Source organism: Anabaena sp. WA102 (genome assembly GCF_001277295.1).
Taxonomy (GTDB): Bacteria; Cyanobacteriota; Cyanobacteriia; order Cyanobacteriales; family Nostocaceae; genus Dolichospermum; species Dolichospermum heterosporum.
In genome coordinates this window covers 5,594,722-5,605,808 of sequence record NZ_CP011456.1, presented here as the reverse complement: position 1 = coordinate 5,605,808, position 11,087 = coordinate 5,594,722, and the positions used below count along the sequence as shown (strand labels likewise).

8 protein-coding genes are annotated in these 11,087 nt (G+C 37.1%); 7 read left to right on the top strand and 1 reads right to left on the bottom strand.

Annotated features, from left to right (window positions below):
- Positions 1-251: 251 nt before the first annotated feature.
- Positions 252-845 carry a thylakoid membrane photosystem I accumulation factor gene (locus tag AA650_RS24845; protein ID WP_039205242.1) on the bottom strand — a complete coding sequence of 198 codons (594 nt, stop codon included), beginning with the start codon at positions 843-845 and terminating at the stop codon, positions 252-254.
- Between the two features lie 771 nt (positions 846-1,616).
- Between AA650_RS24845 and AA650_RS24840 the strand changes: the two genes are divergently transcribed.
- The 7 genes from AA650_RS24840 to tnpA all read left to right on the top strand — a co-directional run bounded on the left by AA650_RS24840 (position 1,617) and on the right by tnpA (position 11,013).
- Positions 1,617-2,960 carry a Mur ligase family protein gene (locus tag AA650_RS24840; protein WP_053541061.1) on the top strand — a complete coding sequence of 448 codons (1,344 nt, stop codon included), beginning with the start codon at positions 1,617-1,619 and terminating at the stop codon, positions 2,958-2,960.
- Positions 2,961-2,997: 37 nt separating this feature from the next.
- Positions 2,998-3,273 carry a hypothetical protein gene (locus AA650_RS24835; RefSeq protein ID WP_053541060.1) on the top strand — a complete coding sequence of 92 codons (276 nt, stop codon included), beginning with the start codon at positions 2,998-3,000 and terminating at the stop codon, positions 3,271-3,273.
- Positions 3,274-3,379: 106 nt separating this feature from the next.
- Positions 3,380-4,378, top strand: coding sequence for a metal ABC transporter solute-binding protein, Zn/Mn family (locus tag AA650_RS24830; protein ID WP_081424329.1), 999 nt, complete (start codon positions 3,380-3,382; stop codon positions 4,376-4,378).
- Between the two features lie 132 nt (positions 4,379-4,510).
- Positions 4,511-5,590: a S1C family serine protease gene (locus AA650_RS24825; RefSeq protein WP_234413257.1), complete on the top strand. Its 1,080-nt coding sequence runs from the start codon at positions 4,511-4,513 to the stop codon at positions 5,588-5,590.
- Between the two features lie 140 nt (positions 5,591-5,730).
- A complete protein-coding gene (locus AA650_RS24820; RefSeq protein ID WP_053541057.1) occupies positions 5,731-6,303 on the top strand; it encodes a COP23 domain-containing protein in 573 nt (190 codons plus the stop codon).
- Between the two features lie 526 nt (positions 6,304-6,829).
- Positions 6,830-9,865 (top strand): serine protease, encoded by a 3,036-nt coding sequence (locus tag AA650_RS24815; RefSeq protein WP_053541056.1) that lies wholly within the window; start codon positions 6,830-6,832, stop codon positions 9,863-9,865.
- A gap of 695 nt (positions 9,866-10,560) precedes the next feature.
- A complete protein-coding gene (gene tnpA / locus AA650_RS24810) occupies positions 10,561-11,013 on the top strand; it encodes an IS200/IS605 family transposase (RefSeq protein WP_053541055.1) in 453 nt (150 codons plus the stop codon).
- Positions 11,014-11,087: the final 74 nt, after the last annotated feature.

Genomic DNA, 11,087 nt, shown 5'->3' with positions numbered 1-11,087 from the left:
ATACTCTGTATGGGAATGAATTCAGAAGGCTCTGCCTTCCATAATAATAGAGGCAGAGCCTCTGTGATAGCATTCCCAGTCAGAGACTGGGAACGAGGTATGATGTATGACTTATGCTTTTCTCGTTCCCATACTCTGTATGGGAATGAATTCAGAAGGCTCTGCCTTCCATAATAATAGAGGCAGAGTCTCTGTGACAGCATTACCAGTCAGAGACTGGGAACGAGGTATGGGGTATGACTTAAGCTATTCTATTGGTCTTCTAACTGACTGCTGAATTCTCTTGGTGAACGTCGTTTTAACTCGACTGACTCAGTGCGGGGTAATAAGTCAAATATTTCTCTCAATTTGTCGTCTATTTCCTCAAAAGGTACTTGACCTTTTTTGTTCAAGATTACCTTACCTGACTGGTCAAAAACTACAACTTGAGGAACACTTCCTCCATAGTAATATCCCGCTTCTGTGGGTTGATAGGTATTGTCCGCTAAAAGAGTATCAACGCTGACAGGAATGATTTCTGTGGCGCGACCATAGAATGCTTGCATCTCGGAAACAACCGGCGCATATTTTTTGCAATCGCTACTGTCATCAGTGTAGAATGTCACTATTGCTGGTTTATGTTCTGCTAATGTCTGTGCTAGAGTTTCTTTGGGGGGAACGAGAGAACCATTACCAGCATAAATTACAAAAATATTGCCATCATATCGGTCATCTTTAATACCTGCTAATGCTGGCTGCATACTAATTACGAATAGGCAAACAAGCAGCAGCAAGCATTTCGACACTAACCGTTTCCAATTAGTAATTATTTGAGTTTGTGAAAAAAGCCACTTTATGCTATTCATTAACAGAAACCTTGTCTTTGCTACTATTTTTTGTGAGTTTGTGCTGAACTGATGGTGACATACTCCACACACTTCTCCTGTGCCTTGCGGCACGCTTGCGCGAACAGCCCAACCTAGTGGTCTGTCAATTTTGTTTTTGTGTTTAATCAGTTCCTAAATCAAAGATTCCCAAAATTGGATACAGACAATTTTAAGCTTGACAGACCACTAGTAGTCTGTCAACCCGAAAATGACGGGTGAAGGCAAGCAGGGGGAGAAGAGAGGCAGGGGGGGCAGGGGAGGCAAGAACAGAAGTTTTTTCCGATCATTACCCGTCAAAATAAATTTGACGAACTACTAGAAATCAAGACTTTTTTCGATTTGGACAAGGTATTGTTAGACTATACTCCTTTTGATGCTATCTTTTCTAATTAGTTAAACTTATACCAAGTTAAGAGGATGTTTGAAAAGTTTTTAATGTATAAATAAACCCCTCTCCAAATCTCTCCCCGATGCGGGGAGAGGCTTTGAAACCCCCATTCCCAGCCTTCGGCACGCTGCGCTAACGTAGGGAAGGGGGGTTAGGTTTCTGGAGATTATCGGTTTCATCTAATACTTTTAAAACACCCTCTAAGATGAAATTCCCTAGAATAAAATTTCCAGAATAATTGACCGCAGATAAACGCAGATAAAGACGGATGGATTTATGGATTTCATGATTCTGTGCAACTTCACATAAAATTGGGATTAAGGGTTAAAATTCTTTTGGCAATTATAGGTTATTTATAAATCATGACTGTGGGTAAGAAAATAAAGGTTATAGATAGACTCCGCTTGGGTTTTGCGGTATCAATGGCTAAAAGTGTGACGTTTTTGGTGCGGTCATTGCGTCTTGGTGCTGCTAGTGTTTTACCCGGTTCGATTGCGCGACGGATAGAACCTCGGATTTTGGAGTTATTGAGTCAGCAGGTTAAAAATGGGGTAATTCTCATTGCGGGGACGAATGGTAAAACTACTACGGCATTACTGTTATGTACTATTTTAGAACGGAATGGTTTCTGTGTTGCCCATAATTCTACTGGTGCAAATTTAGAAAATGGGTTAGCGACGGCTTTAATAGACAATGCTAGTTTGCTGGGAAATCTGAATGTAGATTATGCAATTTTGGAGGTTGATGAAAATATAGTTCCCAAGGTTTTAAAACCATTACAACCGCGAATTATTCTCTGTTTGAATCTGTTCCGTGACCAGTTGGATAGATATGGGGAAGTGGATAGTATTAGTAAGCGGTGGACTCAGGTGATTGCTACTTTACCAACAACAACGGTAGTTATTCCCAATGCTGATGATCCGACTTTATCCTATTTGGGTCAACAGTTACCCCAAAAGGTTTTATTCTTTGGTTTAAATGAGCCTGAGAATTATTTAGAAGCTATTCCTCATGCTGTTGATTCTATTTATTGTCCTAGATGTGGTCATGCTTTAGATTATCAAGGGGTTTATTTGTCCCATTTGGGAGATTTTACTTGTCCTAGTTGTGGTTTTACTAAAAGTAAACCTGCTTTATTAAGTCAGGAATGGTCACAAATTCTCGTGGGTTTATATAACAAATATAATACTTTGGCAGCAGCTACAGCAGCGCAAGCATTAGGAGTTGATGAGGTTAATATTAGGGATGGAATTAATAATTTTCAAGCTGCTTTTGGTCGTGCAGAAGATTTAGTAATTGACGGTAAACGGGTGCGGATTCTATTATCAAAAAACCCTGTAGGAACAAATGAAACTATTCGTGTCGTCACTCAAAGTACCGATAAAACTACTTTATTGGTGTTGAATGACAGAACCCCAGATGGTACTGATGTATCATGGATTTGGGATGTGGATACAGAAAAGTTGGTAACAAGGGGTGGAACGTTGATTGTGAGTGGCGATCGCGTGTATGATATGGCTTTACGTCTACGTTATAGTCAGGAATCTCTGGACAGTGACATCAATCTGATTGTAGAGCCAAATTTGCAGCAAGCGATCGCTACTGCTCTAGAGCATACACCAGCAAATGAAACTTTACACATTCTCCCCACCTATTCAGCCATGCTGGAAGTGCGAGAAGTATTGACTGGTAGGAAAATCCTCTGATAATTGACTAATGACGTTTATGGTTTATGTGTGAATTATGAAAATAGTCAAACTGATTTTACTGGCTTTTCCTATGTTTTTCGCATCTCTGCTATTGGTAGTTAACCCAGCACACGCTTCCAATTTCAAACCTACACCTGCTGTGCAAATGATTGTGGTGACATCTACTCAAGCCAATCTTGATATAGTAGTTACACCGCAAATAAATAGCATCACACACTCTGTAATCGAACAAACTGGTTGTAGTTGCACTAGTTGTGTTCAAGCTAATTTACAAAAATTACAAGGTAAATTACCTATGGTGGGAATTTAAGAAATTAGAACAATAAATGTTTTACAAGACACAGCAAGTCTGTGTCTTTATTACTTTATATAATTATTTCTGGACTTTTTAATATATTCATCAATTACAATCAATTATGTTAGAAAAAAAACTATCTTCACATTTATTGAAAACTATCATTCTAGGTGTAATGGTAGGTTTATTTGGATGTGGAAATAAAACTATTAGTACAACATATAATACCACCAATAATAATATTAATAATAATTTGCCCTTTGTCGTAGCAACTAATAGCGTAATTTGCGATTTAACAAAACAAGTTGCTGGAGATACAATTAATCTGATTTGTTTAATTCCTCCTGGGATAAATCCTATAAATTATAAACCCGTACCAGAAGATAATCAAGCCATTAAAAATGCTGGTTTAGTATTATATCATGGTTATAACTTTGAACCAGGGTTAATTAAAATTATTGAAGAGATCAAAAAGCCTAAATCAAAAATTGCCGTTGCTAAAACTATAGGTGTAAATTTCATCAAAATTGGAAAAACCGGTAAACAAATTGTTGAACCTCATGTTTGGCATAATCCAAATAATACTATCAAAATGGTAGAGATAATTAATAGTAGTTTAATTAAACTAGTACCAAAAAATAAGAAAATCTATAATAAAAATACAAAAATAATCACCCAAGAAATCAATCAAATCAATAATTGGATTAAAGTAAGACTAGCTAGTATTCCCGATAAAAATCGAAAATTAATTACAACAAATTCAGCAATGATTTATTATGTCAAAGCTTATGATATTCCCTATTCAGTCAATTTAGGTAATGTTAAAAATATGGGAAAATTGACAGATACAGAAGTCAGAAATTTGGCTAAGGATATTCAAAAAGCTAAAGTACCAACAATTTTTGCAGATACAAATACCAATTCCAATTTACTCGCACCTGTAGCGACAGCAGCGAAAGTCAGAGTTTCTCAAAAACCACTTTATATTGACGGACTAGGTGAACCAGGAAGTGACGGAGAAACCTATCAGAAAATGATGACTGCTAATACAAGAATAATTGTAGAAGGATTGGGAGGAACATATTTGAAATTTGAGCCGAAAAATCCTCGAAATAAATAGCTACTGGATTTCCATAGAAACAAAATATTTGCTACTTACGTCTAATCACTAAGTTGCTGTCACAAGCAATGCTACGCTTGAAATTTATACAGCATTGGATTGGGTGTAATGTTACCAGGGAACACAACTAATATGAAGCATCTATCGTACCGATATGGTATTTTGACGCTGTTTTCTATGTTTAACCTCATGGGTATGACTAGCAATAACAGCGTCTTGGCGTTACCAGAGGGGGACATAGCAAATCAAGTTTGCACTAAAGGAGGCGCTGCTGTTGTCACCGTTAAAAATGGTAATGGACATGGTAGCGGTTTTCTGGTCAGTCAGGATGGTTTAATTATTACCAATGCTCATGTAGTTGATGGTGGTCCTAGCGTTGTCACCGTGGCGTTTCGAGATGGTAAGCAAGTACCCGCCGATGTGATCGGTTTTGCGAGGGGTGGCGTGGATTTAGCGGCTTTAAAAATCCAAAATCGCAAAAATTTACCACATCTGAATTTAGCTCGTCCTGGGACAGCAAAAGTGGGTTATCAAGTATTTGCTATTGGTAGTCCTCTTGATGCTGATAACCGTGATACCTGCACTCAAGGAAATATTAGCCGCATTCGTCCAGATGGAATTATTCAACATACTGCAACTTTGAATCTGGGAAACTCTGGCGGACCATTATTAAACTCCAAAGGGGAAGTTATTGGTGTCAATACCAGCGTGGCTACATCTTTTGTTCTCGATAGTGAAGGTAATCCCATTGGTCGGACACCAGGGGGAACTGGAATTAACCTTTCTCAACCGGGGGAAAAAGTCAAATCTTTTTTAGCAGATATTAGACAAAAAAAAGTTTCTCCCGTATCAACTTTAGATGAACCAAAAGAAAAATCTGTAGAAACTATTGCACTTGATGGTCAAGTGATTAATGGTACTTTAAATGGCAGTCCTGATTATTATACATTTTCAGGTAAAGCAGGACAAAAAGTTGTGATTGAGATGAATAGTCAGAAGATTAATTCATTTTTAACTTTAGCTCAGGTGATAGAATCTGCTAACGGAAAAGAGTTGGAAAAAGTTGCTGAAAATGATGACAAAGGAGCAGGTAATTTTAATGCTGAAATTGTCACCACTTTACCAGCAGATGGCATTTATTTAATAGTTGCCAAATCTTCACAAAGGGAGGAAACTGGTAGTTATAGTTTACGCGCAACTGTCCAACAGTAGGTTGGGTTGACAAAGGAAACCCAACATTCATAAACGATAAAGTTCTAACCTTGTTGGGTTTCGCTATCGCTCTACCCAACCTACATTTTGACTACATTTTGACAATCAACATCAATTTTTTAATCAAGGACTCAAAAATCATGAAATTACAATCATTCTGCACTGCATTGGGATTAACAGCTTTAACATTAAGCGTCAGCACATTTCCTGGTTTTAGTCAAGATAATTCTTCTGCAAATCAACCAAATCAAGTGACTTTCTTCTGTCAGGAAGTATTTGATTCAGCCAGTGGGGAAAAAATTCCGGCTACAGTTGCTTGGATTCCCGAACGTCAAGCTCATGTCCGGTTTATTGGTTGGAAATCTCAGTATTTTGAAAAAAGTGGCTGGAGTCCCCAAAAACGTTGCCAAGAAGTATCTAAAAAATTCAAGAATTTTCAGGAAGCAGGTCTTTTGAATTACTTAAAAACAGGTAAAATAAATAATGGTATTTCTGTGATTTGTGCTGTGAAAAGTAATGAAGAAACTTGCAATGGAAACAATCAATTATTTCAGCTAAAAACTGGTAGTGATCCTGAATTAGTTTTAAAACAACTTGTTAATATAGCCGTGGGGACAAGTTCAAAAGAAATTCTACAAAGTACAGGAGGTAAAACGTATGTCAATGTGGGTAATTATTTGCAGAATGCACCCGTTGTTAATGTGGAAAAATAGGCGATAAAATAGCCGAGCCGAGTCATTTATCCGGGGAATAAATTTCCCGTCTTAGAGGGTGTTTGAAAAGTTATGGTTGATGTATCAAATATTTTTTACCCCACCCTAACCCTCCCCTTGTAAAGGGGAGGGAACTGGATTTTTATTGTTTCCCCCCTTTACAAGGGGAAAGGGGGGTAGCAATGTGATGAAAATTACGGAATACCACTTTTCAAACATCCTCTTATAGCCTAGTCATTTATCCGGGGAATTAATTCCCCGTCTTATAGCCTAAGTCGGTTAAAACCGACTGGGAATTAAGGACGGAAATTGATTGACAACTATTTGTAGATAAACATCTATAAATTCCCCAACCCATTACCAAAATCTGATAAGATGCCCAAACAACATCTTACCAATTAGTCGGTTTTAACCGACTTTAGCTATCAGACAGGGAATTTATTCCCTGGCTAAATGGCTAAATGGCTAAATGAATGACTACTGAACTACTGACTAACTACAAATCATCTACCAATCAACAAATACCATGAACCGCAAAGTTGCTATCATTTCCTCCTTATTATTCCTATCTTTCCCTTCATTGACATTAGCAAATCCTCCTCATTTCTTAGCTCAAACAGTTACACCAACCACCTGCAATATAGAACCAGAAAACGGTGAGACTGGAGAATATTCACCACAACAACTCCAAAATATTGCTAAACAAATTACAATCAGAGTAATTGGTGATAATAACGGTGGTTCAGGAACAATGTTTGCTAAAAAGGGAAACTCTTATTTAGTTGTAACCAACTCTCATGTACTTCTGGGAGTTAATAAAATTCAAGTTAAAACACCTGACGGTAAAACCTATTCAGCCCAAATTCTTCCTCATACTAATTTTGGTAACTTAGATTTAGCCGTCTTGCAATTCACCTCTAATCAAATATATTGTTTACCTAAAGAAATTGCTAGTTTCGATATTAATAAAGATACAGAAGTTTTAGCCACCGGATATTCTAGCAGCAAAGGTGAAATAGCTTTTAGAACTGGAAAAGTACAACAAATAATTTCTCAACCAAGTTTAAAAGAAGGATATGAAATTGGCTATAGCAGCGATATTGAACAGGGAATGAGTGGCGGTGCAATTATTGATAGTCGAGGCTATCTTCTGGGAATTAATGGTAAAAGTGCTTATCCTGTGTTAAATTCTGGCTATATTTATGCAGACGGAAAACGCCCCACAGATACAGAAATTCAAGAACTGCGAAAACTGAGTTGGGGAATACCTATTAAAACTCTTCTAGCTCAAGTAACACCAGATATGCTGACTGCTTATGCTTTACCTCAACCAGATGAAAAACAGGGAATATCACAAGGAAAATTAACAGGCTGGTTAAAAGATTTAGAACAAAAAGCTCAACAAATTACTGTCAGAATTGATAGTAGTAGCGGGGCTAATGGTTCAGGGGTAATTATTGCTAAAGAAGGGGATATTTACACCGTTTTAACTGCGGCTCATGTTCTCTGTGAAAGGGAAGACGCAACAAAACCCTGTGGAGGATTTAATTATCAAATCCTCGCCCCAAATGAAAAACAATATGCTGTGGAGAAAAGCAGTATTAAATTAGAAGAAGGGGTAGATTTAGCGGTAGTTAAATTTAGAAGCCAGGAAAATTATCAAGTTGCCACTTTAGCCAAATATGACCCGAAAGATGATGAATATATGTTCACTGCGGGTTATCCCAAATTAGGAGATAAATCACCTTGGCGGTTCACATTAGGACAGATTTTTAGTAAAGAACAAGGATTATTCCAAACTACCCAATCAGACTTTAATAACAATAGTTATGGTACAACACAAGCCGCAATTTCCTTAACAGGAGGATATGAATTAGTTTATAGTAGTATCACATTTGGAGGTATGAGTGGGGGACCTGTATTAGACTCCCAAGGGCGGGTAATTGGTATTCATGGCAGGACTGAAGGAGAAGCTGCTATTGATAATAATAGTAGTAGTGGCGGGACAATCCAATTAGGTAATAGTTTGGGTATTCCTGTGAGTACCTTTTTAGCAATAGCAACCCGACTGAATACACAAGCACAAAAAGTAGAAACCACCCCACCACCCGAACTAAATAAACAAAAAGCTGATTCTATTAAAACAGCGAGATTATCAGTAGATGTTGACAAAGGAAATACTACCGCCAGTCAATGGTTAGAACGAGGAAATCAACTTTGGCGGTTACGTCGTCCTTCAGAAGCAATACAGGCTTTTGAGGAAGCGATTAAGCAGAAACCAAAGTTTATTCACTTAGCTTATTATGGCAAAGGTTTGACGTTAGCTTCGAGTGGAAAATATCCAGAGGCTATAGCTGCATTACAGCAAGCAGTGAACTCTAAACCTGATTTTGTTCATGCTTGGAAGAAGTTAAGTGCAATTTATCCAGAATCAAAACAACTGGATAAAGCATTAGTAGCTATCAATAAAGCAATTCAACTCCAGCCTAATAATCCCAATTTGTATAATCAGAAGTATGCAGTTTTAGATAGTTTAAAAAGGTATGCAGAAGCAGAAGTAGCGATAAATGCAGCGATTAAACTCAGTCCCCGTGCAGTATTTTACTTCAATCGCGGGGTTGTTTACGGTGAGCAAAAAAAATGGGAATTAGCTCTGGCTGATTATAGCAAGGCTATTGCTATTAATCCAGATAATGCTGATGCTTACATCAATCGCGGGGTTGTTTACAATGAGCAAAAAAAATGGGAATTAGCTCTGGCTGATTATAGCAAGGCTATTGCTATTAATCCAGATAATGCTGATGCTTACATCAATCGCGGGGTTGTTTACGGTGAGCAAAAAAAATGGGAATTAGCCCTGTCTGATTACAACAAAGCTATTGCTATTAATCCAGATAATGCTGATGCTTACATTAATCGCGGGGTTGTTTACGGTGAGCAAAAAAAATGGGAATTAGCTCTGGCTGATTATAACAAGGCTATTGCTATTAATCCTGATTATGCTCAAGCTTACATCAATCGAGGGAATGGTTACTATAACCAGAAAAAATGGGAATTAGCCCTGTCTGATTACAACAAAGCTATTGCTATTAATCCTGATTTTTTTCAATCTTACTACAATCGCGGGGTTGTTTATGATGAGCAAAAAAAATGGGAATTAGCCCTGGCTGATTATAACAAAGCTATTGCTATTAATCCTGATTATGCTCAAGCTTACAACAATCGCGGGAATCTTTACTCTGACCAGAAAAAATGGGTATTAGCCCTGGCTGATTTCAACAAGGCTATTGCTATTAATCCTGATTTTTTTCAATCTTACTACAATCGCGGGGTTGTTTACGTTAACCAGAAAAAATGGGAATTAGCCCTGGCTGATTTCAACAAGGCTATTGCTATTAATCCTGATTTTTCTCAATTTTACTACAATCGCGGGATTATCTATTATCAACTTGGAGACAAACAAAAAGCAATTGAGAACTTCAAACAATCAGCGCAATTATATCTTGATCAAGGAGATACGGCTAGTTATGAACAAATAATGGATTTCTTAAAAAGGTTGTAGACAGCCATTCATTTAGCTATTTATCCGGGGAATAAATTCATCGTCTCATAGCGGAAATTTATCCGGGGAATAAATTCCCCGTCTTATAGTTAAAGTCGGTTAAAACCGACTGGGAATTAAGGGGGGAAATTGATTTATAAGCGTTGGTAGATCAACCTCCAAAAATTCCCCAACTCATCACCAAAACCAGTTAAATAAATAGCCGAGGAATAAATTCCCCGTCTCATAGCGAAAGTCGGTTAAAACCGACTAGGAATTAAGACGAAGAAATTAATTTATAACCCTTCGTAAATAAATCGCCACAAATTCCCCAATCCATCACCAAAAACTGTTAAAATGCCCAAACAACATCTTAAAAATTAGTCGGTTTCAACCGACTTGAGCTATTAGACAGGGAATTTATTCCCTGGATAAATGTATTACCTGGCTAAATAAACGCCTAAATAAACCCCTGATTATTTTAAAATTAATTATGGCTTTTTCGTAAATAAATCGCCACAAATTCCCCAACCCATCACCAAAAACTGTTAAAATACCCAAACAACATCTTAAAAATTAGTCGGTTTCAACCGACTTTAGCTATCAGACAGGGAATTTATTCCCTGGATAATCTGGATAATCTGGATAATCTGGATAAATGTATTACCTGGATAAATAAACGTCTAAATAAACCCCTGATTATTTAAAAATCAATTATGGCTTTGTGGAGATTGTATTATCATATTATTTGGGCTACGAAAAAACGCGAACCTTTAATAACCAATGATATAGAACAAAAATTGTATGGTTATTTAATTGGTAAAGCCGATCATTTATATTGTATAATTCATGCCATTGGTGGAATTGAAGACCATATTCATTTAGTGGTTTCCATTCCTCCTAAATTATCTATCGCTGAATTCGTGAAAACCTTAAAAGGCAGTAGCGCTTATCATTATAATCATTCTTTAAGTGACGGACAACAAAAATTTAGTTGGCAGGAAGGATATGGTATATTTTCTCTGGGAGGTAAACAATTACCAGAAGCCATTGATTATGTGAATAATCAAAAAATACATCATTTGCAGGGAACGACAATTCCATTATTAGAACAAGAAACAGATTTAGATAAACCTCCACAAACTGCAAAAACATCAGTTGATAGCTAAACAAATAGCCAGGGAATAAATTCCCTGTCTTATAGCTAAAGTCGGTTAAAACCGACTGGGAATTAAAGTTATAA